General features: G+C 64.8%; 15 protein-coding genes. 10 read left to right on the top strand and 5 right to left on the bottom strand.

The window, feature by feature from the left end:
* Positions 1-489 (top strand): 2-iminoacetate synthase ThiH (locus tag GXY15_01085; protein NLV39811.1); only part of this gene is annotated, 489 nt, incomplete at its 5' end.
* Positions 490-811: 322 nt separating this feature from the next.
* On the opposite strand, the gene GXY15_01080 is transcribed toward GXY15_01085, so the two are convergent.
* The 3 genes from GXY15_01080 to GXY15_01070 form a co-directional block, all read right to left on the bottom strand.
* Positions 812-1,402 carry a hypothetical protein gene (locus GXY15_01080; GenBank protein ID NLV39810.1) on the bottom strand — a complete coding sequence of 197 codons (591 nt, stop codon included), beginning with the start codon at positions 1,400-1,402 and terminating at the stop codon, positions 812-814.
* Between the two features lie 178 nt (positions 1,403-1,580).
* On the bottom strand, positions 1,581-1,958 hold the full coding sequence (locus tag GXY15_01075; protein ID NLV39809.1) for a hypothetical protein: 378 nt from the start codon (positions 1,956-1,958) through the stop codon (positions 1,581-1,583).
* A gap of 4 nt (positions 1,959-1,962) precedes the next feature.
* A complete protein-coding gene (locus GXY15_01070; protein NLV39808.1) occupies positions 1,963-2,466 on the bottom strand; it encodes a hypothetical protein in 504 nt (167 codons plus the stop codon).
* Between the two features lie 222 nt (positions 2,467-2,688).
* Between GXY15_01070 and GXY15_01065 the strand changes: the two genes are divergently transcribed.
* From GXY15_01065 to GXY15_01050, 4 genes are all read left to right on the top strand, one after another.
* Positions 2,689-2,937, top strand: coding sequence for a hypothetical protein (locus GXY15_01065; protein NLV39807.1), 249 nt, complete (start codon positions 2,689-2,691; stop codon positions 2,935-2,937).
* Positions 2,938-3,051: 114 nt separating this feature from the next.
* Positions 3,052-4,125, top strand: a complete 1,074-nt coding sequence (locus GXY15_01060; protein NLV39806.1) for a hypothetical protein — start codon at positions 3,052-3,054, stop codon at positions 4,123-4,125.
* 345 nt (positions 4,126-4,470) lie between these two features.
* The gene (locus tag GXY15_01055) at positions 4,471-6,297 is read left to right on the top strand and encodes a threonine--tRNA ligase (GenBank protein ID NLV39805.1); all 1,827 of its coding nucleotides are present in this window, start codon (positions 4,471-4,473) and stop codon (positions 6,295-6,297) included.
* A gap of 43 nt (positions 6,298-6,340) precedes the next feature.
* Positions 6,341-7,189, top strand: coding sequence for a hypothetical protein (locus GXY15_01050; protein NLV39804.1), 849 nt, complete (start codon positions 6,341-6,343; stop codon positions 7,187-7,189).
* Between the two features lie 39 nt (positions 7,190-7,228).
* Here the strand turns inward: GXY15_01050 and GXY15_01045 are convergent, their stop codons facing one another.
* Both GXY15_01045 and GXY15_01040 read right to left on the bottom strand, forming a co-directional pair.
* A complete protein-coding gene (locus GXY15_01045) occupies positions 7,229-7,573 on the bottom strand; it encodes a DUF190 domain-containing protein (protein ID NLV39803.1) in 345 nt (114 codons plus the stop codon).
* Positions 7,574-7,586: 13 nt separating this feature from the next.
* Positions 7,587-7,961 (bottom strand): CrcB family protein, encoded by a 375-nt coding sequence (locus GXY15_01040; GenBank protein NLV39802.1) that lies wholly within the window; start codon positions 7,959-7,961, stop codon positions 7,587-7,589.
* 292 nt (positions 7,962-8,253) lie between these two features.
* Here GXY15_01040 and GXY15_01035 point away from each other — a divergent pair, with 292 nt between their 5' ends.
* The 5 genes from GXY15_01035 (at position 8,254) to GXY15_01015 (ending at position 15,112) form a co-directional block, all read left to right on the top strand.
* Complete coding sequence (locus GXY15_01035; GenBank protein ID NLV39801.1) at positions 8,254-9,783, top strand: phospholipid carrier-dependent glycosyltransferase; 1,530 nt, start codon at positions 8,254-8,256, stop codon at positions 9,781-9,783.
* A 4-nt stretch (positions 9,784-9,787) separates the two neighbouring features.
* Positions 9,788-10,381: a hypothetical protein gene (locus GXY15_01030; GenBank protein ID NLV39800.1), complete on the top strand. Its 594-nt coding sequence runs from the start codon at positions 9,788-9,790 to the stop codon at positions 10,379-10,381.
* Entirely contained in the window at positions 10,378-11,184 is an 807-nt protein-coding gene (locus GXY15_01025) for an alpha/beta fold hydrolase (protein ID NLV39799.1), read from the top strand. Before GXY15_01030 ends, GXY15_01025 begins: the two co-directional genes overlap by 4 nt.
* A gap of 109 nt (positions 11,185-11,293) precedes the next feature.
* Positions 11,294-13,657 carry a M20/M25/M40 family metallo-hydrolase gene (locus GXY15_01020; GenBank protein NLV39798.1) on the top strand — a complete coding sequence of 788 codons (2,364 nt, stop codon included), beginning with the start codon at positions 11,294-11,296 and terminating at the stop codon, positions 13,655-13,657.
* 72 nt (positions 13,658-13,729) lie between these two features.
* Positions 13,730-15,112, top strand: coding sequence for a Gfo/Idh/MocA family oxidoreductase (locus GXY15_01015; protein ID NLV39797.1), 1,383 nt, complete (start codon positions 13,730-13,732; stop codon positions 15,110-15,112).
* Positions 15,113-15,291: the final 179 nt, after the last annotated feature.

The following is a 15,291-nucleotide window of genomic DNA, read 5'->3' as shown; positions in this document are numbered from 1 at the left end:
CGCGCCGGACGCGCGGGCGCGCGCCGCATCACCGTCGGCGCCCTCCTCGGCCTGGGCGAATGGCCCGCCGAGGCCTTCTGGACCGCCCTCCACGCCCGCCACCTCCAAAAGGCGTGCTGGACCAGCGCCGTCGGCGTGTCCTTCCCCCGGCTCCGCCACACCCCGCCCCGGTTCCAGATCGCCCACCCCCTCGGCGACGCCGAACTCGTCCAGACGATTCTCGCCACCCGCCTCTTCCTGCCCGAGGCCGGGTTCAACCTCAGCACCCGCGAGCCCGCCGAACTCCGCGACCGCCTCATCCCCCTCGGCATCACCGCCATGAGCGCCGGGTCCAGCACCCGCCCCGGCGGCTACGCCGCCGCCGACACCGGCGTCCTCGAACAGTTCGCCGTCGAGGACACCCGCACCCCCGCCGAAGTCGTCGAAGTCATCCGCCGCGCCGGATACGACCCCGTCTGGAAGGATTTTGACGCGGCGTTTCTGGGGTAAACGAGGCGTTCTTGGCGGAAGGCAGGGAACCCAGCGGTTGCCTGTCAAGACGGTGTCTAGGCGCAGAAGTGGATCCTTCCATCCTTTTCCCGGTTGCCGGCAAGGGCCCACACATCGAAAAACAATGAATGCAATGACAATAAAGAAGGAGGGGGTGATATATATCTAATAGCAGCACTATCTGTTTGATATCTGCCAACTTACTAAAAAGAAGTGCAGACCGCTGTCTAAAAAGATTCCTGAAAAAGCGCTTGAATCAAAAGAAACACGCCACCAAGCACAGTCAAGAAACTCACCTTTCTACTTCCATTTCACCCGCAAATCACTTATTCAGTTCCGAAATATCCTTGATCCATCTCTTATCAATTATAGCAGTCACAGCATAGATTGCAAGAATTGCGGATATAATTGCGCAAATATACGAAACAAAGGGATCTTGAAAATACTCTGGATCCCCGACAGATCGAATCCTCATTGCATTAGCCTCTTGTCTCCTAGCATGCAGTTCCGTCACCGCCCTTCCATAGTAGTCACGAGACTCCCTATCTGGTCCAGTTTTGCAATTATCTATATACGTCAGAATATCATATAGCCGCTCGTCTGCGCGGGCATATACTTGCGCCGGGTGAAGAAACCATGAGAAGAAACCGAAAAATGCAGAAAGCCCAAATAGGAATAGGGCGATTCCCACTCTACGCCTTCCGATAACCACAAGCTTGCCTGATATCCCGCAAAAAATAACCAACATGACGATACTCAAAATTAGCATTGCTCCAGAATGCTTTCCGAAATGCTTAGGAACTATATCAAGAATTAAGAAAATAAGCGAAAAAGCACAAAGAACAAGAATCAAAAACAGGGCGCAAAGAAGAAGGACTTCGTAATATAGCCATCTGCGGCTCTCATGACGCATTAGCACGTTCTCCAGAGAACATTACTTCGCTTATATTTTGTAAATTATCAATACGCATACATTCTTGCCACATGCATGCGCTAACAAGAGATTTCGGATGCACGTCTCAGAAAGCTAAACAATAACACGGCATTCGACCATATTCTTCCAACGTAATCACGCCAAGAATCCTGACATCTCATTGCGCATCACCATCACTGAGACAATCCAATATATCATTCAGTGCCCGCGTTACTCCCATGGACTGATCTCGAGACATAATGTACATTTTCCGCATTACATGATATGCGTTACTTCCTTTCTTCTTGAAGTCTTCAAAAACATCCCTATCACAAAACGATGTCACCAACATTCCATCAGAATTATAGATTCTAATCCAGTAATCCATTGGCTCGTCACCAGCCTCTACTGGATACTCCTCCGATAAGCGGATTGAGTAGTTCGGAAAGGATGTTTGATACACGCCCTCTTGCTCCGTCTGTTCCCACTTCAAGTCTCCGCTAGACGTACGAGCATACAGCCTTTCCACAACCGTCGTTATGTCTGGTGTGTTCATTTCGCTACCTTCCTATTTTGTCCTTGATGGAAATCAGCAGTTCTTGTACTTGGTCAGCATGGTCTGATATTATCTTGTTAATGCGCGGAACGTTTATTTTTCCATCCCTATTATGCATATGCTTTTCAATCTGAGCCTCGGTTCCCCGAAGAGTCAGGATGGCGCTTTGAATTCTTGAACTCTGCTCCACCGTCAATCCGACACTATTACCTTTAATTAGAATGAGTAATCTACGCGTTGCGGAGTACTTGGCAGGCAACAATTCCCAGTGCCCTTGACGATGCATTTCCTTTATCTGATCCATAAGAGATATTGCTGCACAACAATCTGACACTAAATCCATTCGCTTTATGTCGGTTCGCAAGATGGAAACCGCTTCTTGAGTCTTTCGAGCTGCCGATTTAGTGCGTGTGACGTTGTATATTGTTGCTGAGAATCCAAAGACTGAAAGCGCTACTCCAACTATACTGGCCCACGATCCTAATGATTGCAATTCCAGTTCACCCATCAAACTATTCCACCTGTTGTTCCTCAAGTCTATACATTTACACATGATCTACCAAATATGTCTGACCAACCTTCTTCTCGGGGTAATGACCTCTATAGGCACTCTCGCACCACCACATAACAACGAACATATCCTCCCATACATAGCACACTACTACTGTGAAGCATGTTGGACATTGCGGATGCTCCTCGACGTGCCATCATGAGTTGAAGCTAGCATAAGGTGGGCTGTGGATTCAACCATTGTTCGCGGGTATCCGCCGAACTCCGCGACCGCCTCATCCCCCTCGGCATCACCGCCATGAGCGCCGGGTCCAGCACCCGCCCCGGCGGCTACGCCGCCGCCGACACCGGCGTCCTAGAACAGTTCGCCGTCGAGGACACCCGCAGCCCCGCCGAAGTCGTCGAGGTCATCCGCCGCGCCGGATACGACCCCGTCTGGAAGGATTTCGATCCCGCGTTCCTGGGGTGAGGAATGGCCTCCAGGCCGCAGATTTCCCCGGATACTATCAAGGGCGTATAATGCCCCCGGGTCCGCCGCTTGGGATTTCCCCGGGACAACGGCGGGACACTGGAGGATTGCGTGATGAAGGGATTTGGGATGTGGGCTCTTGTTGCGGCGGTGCTGTGTCTGACCGCCGGGATGGCGGCGCATGCGCAGGAGGCGGCCCCGGCCCCCGCCGAGGCGGCGGCGCCCGCGGAAGCGGCGCCGATCGAAGCAACACCCACGGAGGCGGCACCCGCAGAGGCCGCGCCTGCGGAGCCGGCCGCCGCGGCGCCTACCTCAACGGAGGAACTGCTGGGGCTGAAGGTGGCGGAGTCGTTCACGGGGGCGGTGGCGACGATGACGAGCGCGGACAAGTACCAGGTGCTGAAGGAGGGGACGCCGGTGGATGTGCGGCTGTACGGCGCGGACGCGCCGGAGCCGGGCCAGCCGATGGCGGAGGAGGCGAAGGCGGCGGCGGTGGCGGCGATCGCCGGGAACCCGGTGCGGGTGGACGTGCTGACGAAGGACAACCTGGGCGTGGCCGTGGCGGTGGTGGTGGCGGGCGAGGTGGGCCTGAGCCACCTGCTGGTGGGCGAGGGACTGGCGTGGTATGACGACCAGAACGCGCCGGGGGACAAGTCGCTGAAGAAGCTGAACGCGCAGGCCATCGCGGAGGGGAAGGGCATCTGGAAGGAGGCGGCGCCGCTCGCGCCGTGGGACTTCCGCCGCAGCCACGGCGGGGAGCAGTTCAAGTACAGCGTGAAGCCGGAGGAGGCGGCCCCCGCAAAGCCGGCGGAACCGGAAAAGGAGGAGGTGAAGTCCGTCTCCGCGAAGGGTGACCAGGTCTACACAAGCAACTTCACCGTGCCCGCGGGCGCGAAGATGCCCGAGGGCGTGAACGAGGGCACGCTGATCATGCGCCACCAGCCGCGGATCGCCACGGACGAGTCGGGCAAGCCGCTGGGCTTCACGGCGACGGACATCAGCCAGATCCCCTTCGCGAAGGAGCTGGGCTTCCAGGACGGCGACATCATCACCAACGTGAACGGCATCCAGCCCACGGACATCAACCAGATCATGATGATGGCCCCGCAGTTCAAGGACGTCAAGCAGTTCAACGTGACGATCCTGCGCAACGGCAAGCCGGTGAACCAGACCATCCAGATTCCGTAGGGTTCAAGACGGCGGGGGTCTCCCATCGCCGAGTACGACGCGCGAGAAACGGGGTGTCGCGGGAACGAGATGGCTTCGCTCCGCTCGCCAAGACGTGTTTTCTCTCGTCATTGCGAAGAAGCGAAGCGCCTGAAGCAATCTCGTGTTCACAAACGCCCCGTTATCCGCCGCCACCGCCTTCTTGGGCCGAATTCCCGCCCCCGGTTTGCGGCGGCGGGGGCTTCCGTGACAGAATGGGGCCCGGGAAGATGGCCGGGGGGGCTTTTCAGAACGGGTTTTTCGTTCACACCAACCGCCGCACGGGGCCGCCGCATCGGACCCGCGCGGGGAAGAAGGACGTGCATCATGTGCGAGGAATGTGACAAGTCCCAGGACGGCCAAGAGCAGTTGTACCGGCTGCGCCACTCGCTGGCGCACATCATGGCCCAGGCCGTGCTGGAGCTGCGCCCGAACGCCAGGCTGGCCTTTGGCCCGCCGGTGGAGTTCGGGTTCTACTACGACTTTGACTTCGGCGGCGAGCCCCTGGGCGAGGCCGACCTTCCGGAAATCGAGAAGCGCATGGAGCTGATCCTGCGGAAGAACGCGCCGTTTGAGCGGAGCGAGATGCCGCTGGCGGAGGCGCTGGCGTGGTTCGAGAAGCGCGGCGAGACCTACAAGGCCGAGTACGCCCGCGAGCTGGTGGAGACGGGCAAGACCGGCGGCGGCAACCTGTCGTTCTACACCAGCGGGTCCTTCACGGACATGTGCGAGGGGCCGCACCTGGAGCGGACCGGACAGGTCCCGCGCGGCTGCTTCAAACTGGACCGCATCTCGGGCAGCTACTGGCGCGGCGACGAGAAGCGCCCCATGCTCACGCGCATCTACGCGCTGGCCTTCGCGTCGAAGGACGAGCTGAAGGACTACGTCGCGCGGCGCAAGCTGGCGATGGAGCGCGACCACCGCAAGCTCGGCGACGAGCTGGACATCTTCATCCAGGACGCCGACGTGGGCGTGGGCTTCCCGCTATGGATGCCGAACGGCACCGTGCTGCGCGACGAGCTGGAGAAGTGGGCGAAGGAGGAGGAGTTCCTGGCGGGGTTCCAGCGGGTGAGCACGCCGTCCGTGGCGCGCGGCGCGCTCTACCTGCGCTCGGGCCACCTGCCCTACTACAAGGACAGCATGTTCCCGCCCATGCTGGTGGACGAGAACGACGAGTACTACCTGCGGCCCATGAACTGCCCCCACCACCACAAGGTCTACGCGGCGCGGCCCCGGAGCTACCGCGAGCTGCCGCTGCGGCTGGCGGAGTACGGCAACGACTTCCGCTACGAGAAGCACGGGTCCCTCTCGGGGCTCCTGCGCGTGCGCGCCATGACCATGAATGACGCGCACATCTACTGCACGCCGGAGCAGGTGGAGGAGGAGTTCCACAGCGTCATCCAGATGTACCAGAAGTACTATGCCCACCTGCGCCTCGGCAACTTCCGCGTGCGCCTGTCGCTGCACGACCCGGACAGCGACAAGTTCGTGGCCGACCACGAAGCGTGGGACCAGTCGGAGACGGCGGTGCGGCAGGTGCTGCACAACCTCGGGGTGGCCTACGAGGAGGAGCGCGGCGAGGCCGCCTTCTACGGCCCCAAGGTGGACATCCAGATCAAGAACCTGATGGGCCGCGAGGAGACCGTCTCCACCTGCCAGCTTGACTTCGTGATGGCGGAGCGCTTCGACCTGACCTACGCCGACCGCGACGGCCAGCGCAAGCGCCCCTACATCCTGCACCGCGCCCCCCTGAGCACCCACGAGCGCATGATCTCCTTCCTCATCGAGTTCTACGGCGGCGCGTTCCCCACCTGGATGGCCCCGGTCCAGGTCCGCATCGTGCCCGTGAGCGCCGACTTCGCGCCCTACGCCGCCGAACTCCAGCAGCGCCTCTGCGGCGACTTCTTCCGCGTCGAGACGGACGACTCGGAGGAGAGTTTTAACAAGAAGATACGCAATGCCGTCACCGGGAAGATTCCCAATGTCTGGGTGGTCGGCGCCAAGGAGATGGAAGACCGCACGGTGACCTGGCGGCGGTACTGCGCCAAGGAGCAGGTGACCGTCGCGTTTGACAGGGCCTTTGACGCGCTGAAGAACATGCGCGCCTCCCGCGCCATGGATAACTTCGCCGACACCGCCCTGCCCCTCGGCTGAACACCGCGCGCGCGGCGGCGCGGACAACCACGGGAGAACCGGCATGACCCGCGTGTTCCTGCTGTGCCTCGCGCTGGCGGCCTGCGCGGCCGCGCGCGCCGCCGACACCGAAGCCCCGGAGGAGGCGGCCCCCGCCGCCCCCGCGGTGGAAACCGCCGCCGTAGAGGCCGAAGCGCCCCCCGCCGCCGGTGCGGAGGAGGACGAAGCGGACGAGGAAGAACCCGGCGACTGGTTCTGGTTCGTCACCACGTCCAACTACCACAACAAGCTGAAAACCTCCGAAAGCCGGATTGACCGGCAGATCAACGGCCTGTTCAGCCTGCTGTTCCCGCGCTGGCGGCGCGTGACCACCTTCCAGGACTGGCGTGACGACTGGATGATCTGGGACCTGACCCTGGGCGTGGGGCGCGACATCAACGAGTCCCTCGCGTGGACCGTCTATGCGGGCGGCGGCCAGGGCACCATCCGCAACCGCGACACCTACGGCCTGCCCCCCCTGTTTCCCGTCTCCTCCAAGGTGTACTTCACCCGCCAGTCCATCAACGCCGGGGCGTCCATTCGCTGGTGGCCCTGGGGCCGCCCGGAAAAGACGGAAAAGGGGATTCTGGGCGCGCTGAAGGGAACCAAGCCCGTGACGGAGATGAACGCGGGATATTCCCGGCAGTTGTCGGAGGCCGAGGTGCGCATGTGGACGCCCCTGACGGGCGACGCCTTCCGCATCCGCCAGAAGGACATCTTCCACCTGTTCTGGGCCAGCCCGCGCGCGGGCGTGGAAATCCCCCTGTCGGACACCTTCACCTTCAACGCCCTCGGCGGCTACCTCTTCTTCCACGACCAGCAGGACGACTTCAACGGCTGGATGCTTGAGACCTTCCTCTGCGGGCGGTTCTAGGAAAACGCCTGCCGTTCCAGGGCCGGCGGGACGCCGGCGCTACGTGGTCCCGCCATTGTGGCGGTAGACGATGACCCGGACCTTTTCCATGGTCACGAGCCCGTCGGCGATCAGGGCGTCGAGTTCGGGCAGGAAGGCCTGAATCTTCTCCTCGGCGTCCACGATCTCCACCACGACGGGCAGGTCCTCCGACAGGCGCAGCACCTTGGCGGTGTGGATGCGGCTGCTGGCCCCAAAGCCGAGGAAGCCCCGGGTGACCGTCGCCCCGGCGAGCCCCCGGGCGCGGGCGTCCCGCACCAGAGCCTCATAGAGGGGCATCCCGTCCTTCTTGTCGCTCTCGCCGATGAAGATGCGCAACAGGCAGGACTCTGGGGGAAGTTTCATGGTACCGCCTCCTTTAGAACATCCGGCCGAGGAATATGCCCGCGAACAGGGCCGCAAAGCCCAGTCCGTTGTGCAGGGTGAGGTTGAGTCCGGCGTGGGCCCATTCCGCGGCCCGCACCATGTGCCCGGTTTCCAAGATCAGGGTGGAGAAGGTGGTGAACGCCCCCATGAACCCCACCAGCACCACAGTGCGCGTCTCCCCGGAGACGGACCATCGGTTCTCGAAGAGGGTCCAGAGCAGGCCCGCGGCCAGACACCCCGCCAGATTGACCGCCAGGGTGCCCCAGGGAAAACCTTCCCCCCCGAGCCTTTGGACGAGACCGCCCAACCCATACCGCGCCAGGGTTCCCAGGGCCCCCGCCAGGGCCAGCAACATCAGTTTCTGCATGACTTCAGGCATCCTTCCGCGTGACAACAGACGTTCCGACCCTTGTCCGCCAGGAGTCATCAGCCCGGGTCAGGCGGTTGTGCGGGGGACTCCATCCCCGAAGTCAGGAACCAGTGTAGCCGACCCGGCCGGTCCCGGGCAACGCGAAAGCGCCCCGCGATTTGACGGAAACGCGCGTTTGCTGTATTGTTTTCCCCTGTCCGCCCGGTGCCCCCCGTTCAGGGGGGGGCGTGAGGGGGCGTCCGGAATCCCCGGGCGCGGCGGCCGGAGGAAAGACGAGGTTGGTTAATTCATGACAGAAGCCCTGGACACCGATTCCGCGCCCCGCGCCCCGCGACAGGCGGGGGGACTGGAGCGGTGTTTTGTCCGGCGGCCCCTGCTGTTCGTGCTGGTGCTGGCGGGGCTGTCCACGCTCCTTTTTCAGGGCAGCCGGGGGCTCTACGAGTCCACCGAGGGCCGCTACGCAGAGTGTGCCCGCCAGAGCGCGGCGGCGGGGGCCCTCTGGGCGCCCGTGCTGAACGGAAAACCCCACTGGACCAAGCCGCCGGTCACCTACATGGCCACTGCGGCGGGCATGGCCGTGCTGGGCGAGAACGCCTGGGGGGCGCGCATCGGGCTGTCCGCAGCCTTCGTGCTCACCGTGCTGATCGTGTTCCGCCTGGGCACGCTGGTGTGGGACCGGCGGACGGGGGCGTGGTGCGCCCTGGTGTATGCGGCATCGCCCTTCACGGCGGGGGCCTCCAACGCGCTCTCCACCGACACCTATCTGGCGCTGTGGATGGCGGCGGCGGCCTTGTTCTTCTGGTATTCCGTGCGGGGAAAACGCCTGTGGAGCGCCCTGGCGCTGGGCGCGGCGGTCGGGGCGGGGTTCATGACCAAGGGCCCCGTGGCGCTGCTGGCGCTCATCGCCGTGGCCGCAACCTATGTTCCCCTGAGGCGGCGGGGGGAGGCATTCCCCGTCTGGCACCTGCTGGCGGGGGCCCTCGTGTTCGCCGCTTTGGGGCTCCCCTGGTTCATTGTGAAAATGGTCCAGCACCCGGAGCTGAGGGACTACTGGATTCTGCACGAGACCATCGGCCGGAACCTCTACGGCGAGTTTGACCGGAACCCCGAATTGTACAAGCCCCTGACGGTCTACGGGCCGGTGCTGCTGTTCGGCGCCCTGCCGTGGACCGCGCTGGTCCTGCTCCGCCGCCGGGGCATCCCCTGGCCCGCCGGGCAGTGGCTGCGGGTGACCCGCTGGCCCCATGCGGCGGAGTGGCTGTTCATCGTGTCCGGCATCCTCGGGCCTCTGGCGGTGTTTTCCCTGTCCACCTCCCGGCTGGCGCTGTACCTACTGCCGCTGTTTGTGCCCGCCTCCCTGGCGTTGGGGAAGGGGCTGGACCATCTGGTGGAGAACGGCGCCCTCGGGCGGCGCGCCCCGCTGCGGCTGGCCGTCGCGGTCGCGCTGGCAGTGGTGGCCGCCAAGGGGGTTGCGGCGCGGGTGGAGTCCCCGCACGACATGCGGCAGCTTTCCGCGAAGCTCGCCCCGGCCCTGGCGGAGTTCCCGGAGCACGACCTGCTCGTGCTGGGGGAGGACGAGCTGTACGGACTGCAGTTCTACACGGGAGAGCGGATGCGCGCTCTGCGGGTGGAGGAGGCGCAGGACGCGGTGAAGGAAGGCCGGAACACGGGGCGCGCGCAGCTTGTTCTCGTGAAGACGAGGCTGCTGGAGAAACTGGCGCCGCACATGGACACACGGGTGTATGAAACGCGGCAGGTGACCGACAGGTGGGCGCTGATCATTTTTGAGGCGCCCGAAGCGAAGAACGGCGGGACGTAATACCATGGCGATGATACTTGTCAGAGTGGTGGACCGGTGGATAGGCATCCCCCTGTGCGCCGTGCTGACCATCCTGCGCAAGATGGCCGGGCTGGTTATTGGCGACCATTCGCGGCGCCCCGTCACGCGGGTCATGTTTCTCAAGCCGGCCGAGCAGGGCGCCACCCTTCTCGCGGCCCCGGCCATCGCCAACACGGCGGAGCGCCTGGGCCGGGAAGACGTCTTCGTGTGCGTGTTCGCGAAGAACCGGGAAATTGTGGACATTCTGGACCTGGTGCCCCGGGAGAACGTGCTGACCATCCGGGACACAGGGTTTTTTCCGTTTGTCCTCGACACGGTCCGGATGGTCGCCGCGTGCCGGCGGCTGCGGATTGACGCCACGGTGGACCTGGAGTTCTTCGCCCGGATCACGGCCATTCTGGCCTTCCTGACGGGCGCGCCGGTGCGGGTGGGCCTGCACCGCCACGCGAGCGAGGGCACCTTCCGGGGGGACCTGCTCACCCACCGCGTGCCGCACACCCCCTACCTGTCGGCGGCGGAGGGCTACGCCATCCTGGCAGAGGCGCTGTTCACCGACCGCATCGAGGCGCGGACATGAAGGCCCTCTTCCTCGCCCTCCCGGCCCTTCTCCTGCTCTCCGCGCCGCCCGCGGACATTGTGTTCACCGCCGCCTTTGACGGTACCGAACAGCGCTACGTCCTCCGGCTGCCGCCGGGGGCGGAGGGGCCGGAGGGGCTCGGGGTGATCATCGCGCTGCACGGCCACGGGTCGGACCGGTGGCAGTTCATCGAGAACCCGCGCGACGAGTGCCGCGCCCTGCGCGACGCCGCGGACCGCCACGGCATGGCCATGCTCTCGCCGGACTACCGGGCCAAAACCTCCTGGATGGGCCCCGCCGCCGAGGCGGACATGGTGCAGATTCTCGGGGAATACCGGAAACAGCACCGGCCCGCGCGGGTGGTGCTGGCGGGCGGGTCCATGGGGGCGAGCGCCGCCCTCACCTTCGCCGCGCTCCATCCGGACCTGGTGGACGGCGTGGTCGCCCTGAACCCGGTGGCGAACCATGTGGAGTATGAGGGGTTCCAGGACGCGATCAGCGCCTCCTTCGGCGGGGACAAGGCGTCAAAGCCGGAGGAATACCGGAAGCGCAGCGCCGAACTGAACGCGGAGCGCCTCACCATGCCCGTCGCCCTGACGGTGGGGGACAAGGATGACGTGACGCCCCCGGAAGGCGCGAGGCGCCTCGCGGAGAAACTGAAGGCCCTCGGGCGCGACGTGCTGGTGATCGCCCAACCCGAAGGCGGCCACGAGACCAACCACGCCGACGCCACCCGGGCGCTGGAGTTTGTGCTGGGGAAGGCGGCGGCCAAGAAGGCCGCACCGCCCACCCACGCGCCATGAAACCCGCCGACGGCGTCTCAAGTCCCTCTCAAGTGGGAAGTTGGCGAAACAGAAGGTGGCGGCCGGCCTTTCTCCCAAAATGACGGCCGGACAGCCCAGAGGAGCAAACATGTCCCCGAATCGTCTCCCCATAGTGTGTGCCGCGGCCGCCTGCCTGTTTGCGGCGGGTCTTGCCGGATTGGGCGTGCTGGCGCAGCGGCCGCCGAAGGGGCTTCCGAAGGACGCCCCGGCGGACCAGTTCTCGGCGCACCGCGCGATTGCGCACGGGTTCGCGTGCTCCGCCGTGACGCATCCCGCAGGATCCCGGCAAAACGACGAGGTGGCGAAGTACTTCCTGGAGGAGCTGCGCCGCCTGGGGGTGGAGGCGGAGTTCATGTCCAAGCCCGCCGTGAACGGGAACACGGTCCGTCTCCATCAGGCGGTGATCGGGCGCATCCCCGGCACGGACAACACGGGCTCGGTGGCCTTCAGCGCGCATTACGACTCAGTGCCCTACGGCCCGGGGGCCACGGACGACATTGCGGGGTGCGCGGCCATGCTGGAGGCGGCGCGCGCCCTCATGAACCGCCCGCGCCCGCGCAACGACGTGGTGTTTGTCTTCGCGGATGCGGAGGAAATCGGCGGCTACGGCGCGCAGGGCTTCTGCACACACCCCCTGGCGGCGGATGTGGGGGTCATGAGCTGTCTCGACGTGCGCGGCACGCGCGGGACCGCCCTGGTCTTTGAGACCTCCTCGGGCAACAGCGGGCACATCCGCGAGCTGCGCGCGGCTTCGGCCCACGGCGCGCTGCCCGTGTCCAGCTCCCTCATGTTCGCCATCTACCAGGCGTCGCCCTTCGGCGGGGACTTCACGAAATTCCGCAACGCGGGCATGAAGGGGTACAACGTCGCGTACATTGACAAGTTCATGTGGTACCACACGATGAACGACTCGCCGGAGCACATGGACCCGGACAGCATCCAGCATTTCGGCGCCCATGTCATGGGGACCATCGGGCATTTCGGGAACGCGGACTTCGCAACGGTGGACCTTGACGGCGGCAACGACGTCTACTTCAACACGCTGGGCTTCAACATGGTCCAGTACCCCCTCTCCCGGGAGAAACCCCTGGCCGTTCTGGCCGTCGCCGCCCTGCTGCTGGCCACCCTCGCCGGGCTTGTGACGCGCCGCATCACGCTGGGGGGCTATGTGAGGGCCCTGCTGCTCTTCCCCGCGGCGGCGGGCGCGGCCGCGCTGCTCGCGCTCGGCATGTTCTGCGTCGTGTTCGGCTATGAGAACGTGGTGCATCTCTACACGGTGAAGCTCACCTACGTCCCCGAACCGCGCGCCCTCTACGACGGCAACCTGTTCTGCGTTGCCTTCCTTTTCATGGCGCTGGCGGTGTCCCTGTTCATCCATGTGCCCGCGGCCCGCCGGCTCCGGGCCGCCGAGCTTCAGGCCGCCGCGATGGCCTGGCTGTGCCCGCTGGTCGCGGGGACGGCGCTGCTGTTTCCGGGCGGCGCGTACCTCTTCACCTGGCCGGTGATCTTCGGCGCCGGCGCGCTGCTCCTGCTGCTGGCGGGAAGCCGGAAAGGCGAGCCCGGCCCGGGCCTCCTGCTGGCCGCGGCCCTCTTCGCCACGCCCGCCCTGTGCATCCTGCCGCCCGGATGGCAGCAGCTCATGTGGATGATCAACATCCTTGGCGCGCCCATCCTCGCCGCGCTGGTCGTCGTCATCCTGCTCACACTCATGCCGGTGATGTCGCTGCTGGCCCGGGTGCGCCGCTCGTGGGCCCTGGGCGCGGCCGCCGCCGTGCTGTCGCTCGCGCTGCTGGGCGCGGGGCTCCTGATCGGAAAGCCAGGCAAGGACCGGCCCCTGATGAACTCCGTGGTGTACACCGCGGACCTGGACTCCGGGAAGGCCTTCTGGCTCAGCGAGGACGTCAAGGTGGACGAGTGGACGAGGCAGTTCTTCCCCAAGGGCCTGCGCGCCCCCGTGTCCGACCTGCTCCCCTGGGCGCACGGTGACCATTACCTCCGCGCCGAGGCACCCGTGGCCGAAAGCCTGCGCGGTGTCCGCGCCGAGCTGCTGAAGGACGAGACGGTGGACGGGAAGCGGCGGGTGACCCTCCGCCTCTTCGCCCACGATGCGCCCCGAAACGTGGACCTGCGCCAGACCGGCGGCGCACCCGTGACGGCGGCCACCGTCGCGGGCGTTCCGACCACCCCCGGGAAGGACCCCTTCTCCCTCTCCTTCGAGCTCTTCCCCGCAGACGGCTACGAGGTGGTGCTGGAGACCGAGCCGGGCGACCCGCCGGTGTTTGAAGCCTTCGCCTCCGTGTATGGATTCCCGGAGATTCCCGGCGTGACGCCGCGTCCGGAGCACATGGTCCCGGAGCCCAACACCATGCGCAGCGGCATCTCCCTCCGCGGTCAGCACATGTACATCAGCAACCGGCTGGAGATCGCCGCCGCGCCGGCGGATTTGCAGTGACACGCCCTGTTAGGGGCTAATACGGAATCGTCCGGCCCGCCGGACCGCACCCCCCACCGGGAAGGAGCCATCATGAGCAAGGAATCCCCCAAGACGTTGAAGACCACGCGGCGCGCGTTTCTGGCCGCCGCCACCGCGGCATTCCCGCTGTTCACCATCGTCCCCCGCCATGTGCTGGCGGGGTCGGGGCAGGCCGCCCCAAGCGACAAACTGAGCATGGGATGCATCGGCGTGGGCGGCATGATGGGCGGCGGCGACGTGGACGGCGTGAGCGGCGAGAACATCTATGCTTTGTGCGACGTGGACGCGAACCATCTCGGCGAGATGGTGAAGCGGTTCCCGAACGCGAAGGTGTACCGCGACTACCGCGAGATGCTGGACAAGGAGCACAAGAACCTGGACGCCGTCACGGTGACCACGCCGGACCACATGCACGCGAGCATCGCCCTGCGCGCCATGGAGCGCGGCCTGTCGGTCCACTGCCAGAAGCCCCTCACGCAGACGGTCTGGGAGGCGCGCCTGCTCACCAACGCCGCGAAGAAGTACAAGGTGGTCACGCAGATGGGCAACCAGGGCTACTCCAGCGAGGCGACCCGCCGCGCCTGCGAGATGATCTGGCGGGGCGACATCGGCGACGTGGTGGAGGTCCATTCCATGAGCGGCGGCGGGTTCTCCCGCGACATCACCGCGTGGCCCCCCGCCGAGGAGGTGCCGTCCACCCTCGACTGGAACCTGTGGATGGGCCGCACGGAGGAGGTCCCGTACAGCTCCAAGATCCACCCCATCAACTGGCGCGGCTTCCTCAACTACGGCTCCCAGATGATCGGCGACTGGGGCATCCACCAGCTCGGGCCGGCCAACTGGGCGCTCCAGCTCGGCCGCCCCACCAGCGTCGAATGCACCGCCGTCAAGGGCGTGAACCCCGTCACCTTCCCCCACTACTCCTGCAAGATGGAGTTCCCCGAGCGGCCCAACCCCCACGTCCCGGCGGGCAAGATGCCCCCCGTGACCGTCTACTGGTACGAGGGCGACATGGCGGCGGCCTTCCAGCCGCCCGAGGGCCTCACCGCCGAGGACGTGCTGGACTTCAACGAGATCTTCGTCGGCACCAAGGGGTTCATCGGCACCAAGGGCCGGGGCGAGAGCGTCAGCCTGCTGCCCAAGGCGCGCATGAAGGATTACGAGAAGCCCGCGCGCGTGATCCCGCGCGTCCGCGAGGGCCACTACGAGGACTTCCTCCAGGCCTGCAAGGGCGGCGACCCCAACTGCTCCCCTTTCACCATCGGCGGCCCCTTCACCGAATGGCTGCTCCTCGGCTCCATCTGCTGGCGCTTCCCCAACGAGAAGCTCCTGTGGGACGGCGACAACCTCCGCTTCACCAACAACGACCAGGCCAACGAGTATGTAAAACCCCGCTTCCGCAAGGGCTGGGAGCTGGAGAACGTCGTCGTGTGAGGGGGATGCCCCCGCGCAACCGTACCGCGCCACCGCTGGTCATGGTCTTTCTCCTGCTAATGAAGTGGACGTATTCTTTCGCGCCCCAAGCTGCCGGTTGCTCTCTGCCACACGTGGAAATGGCCGAAAGCGAAAGTCTTGGGCATCCCGGAGGGATGCAAGACATTAGCCGGTGGTTG

This window comes from Candidatus Hydrogenedentota bacterium (genome assembly GCA_012730045.1).
Taxonomy (GTDB): domain Bacteria; phylum Hydrogenedentota; class Hydrogenedentia; order Hydrogenedentales; family CAITNO01; genus JAAYBR01.
Note: the sequence above shows the minus strand (reverse complement) of the source record. Positions and strands in the feature narration are given on the sequence as shown.

Excerpts from the sequence above, each read along its gene's own strand:
- GXY15_01030 (NLV39800.1), top strand. The coding sequence starts at position 9,788 with ATGGCGATGATACTTGTCAGAGTGGTGGACCGGTGGATAGGCATCCCC.
- GXY15_01070 (NLV39808.1), bottom strand. The coding sequence starts at position 2,466 with ATGGGTGAACTGGAATTGCAATCATTAGGATCGTGGGCCAGTATAGTT.
- GXY15_01055 (NLV39805.1), top strand. The coding sequence starts at position 4,471 with ATGTGCGAGGAATGTGACAAGTCCCAGGACGGCCAAGAGCAGTTGTAC.
- GXY15_01015 (NLV39797.1), top strand. The coding sequence starts at position 13,730 with ATGAGCAAGGAATCCCCCAAGACGTTGAAGACCACGCGGCGCGCGTTT.
- GXY15_01020 (NLV39798.1), top strand. The coding sequence starts at position 11,294 with ATGTCCCCGAATCGTCTCCCCATAGTGTGTGCCGCGGCCGCCTGCCTG.
- GXY15_01050 (NLV39804.1), top strand. The coding sequence starts at position 6,341 with ATGACCCGCGTGTTCCTGCTGTGCCTCGCGCTGGCGGCCTGCGCGGCC.
- GXY15_01040 (NLV39802.1), bottom strand. The coding sequence starts at position 7,961 with ATGCAGAAACTGATGTTGCTGGCCCTGGCGGGGGCCCTGGGAACCCTG.
- GXY15_01080 (NLV39810.1), bottom strand. The coding sequence starts at position 1,402 with ATGCGTCATGAGAGCCGCAGATGGCTATATTACGAAGTCCTTCTTCTT.
- GXY15_01045 (NLV39803.1), bottom strand. The coding sequence starts at position 7,573 with ATGAAACTTCCCCCAGAGTCCTGCCTGTTGCGCATCTTCATCGGCGAG.
- GXY15_01035 (NLV39801.1), top strand. The coding sequence starts at position 8,254 with ATGACAGAAGCCCTGGACACCGATTCCGCGCCCCGCGCCCCGCGACAG.
- GXY15_01060 (NLV39806.1), top strand. The coding sequence starts at position 3,052 with ATGAAGGGATTTGGGATGTGGGCTCTTGTTGCGGCGGTGCTGTGTCTG.
- GXY15_01075 (NLV39809.1), bottom strand. The coding sequence starts at position 1,958 with ATGAACACACCAGACATAACGACGGTTGTGGAAAGGCTGTATGCTCGT.
- GXY15_01025 (NLV39799.1), top strand. The coding sequence starts at position 10,378 with ATGAAGGCCCTCTTCCTCGCCCTCCCGGCCCTTCTCCTGCTCTCCGCG.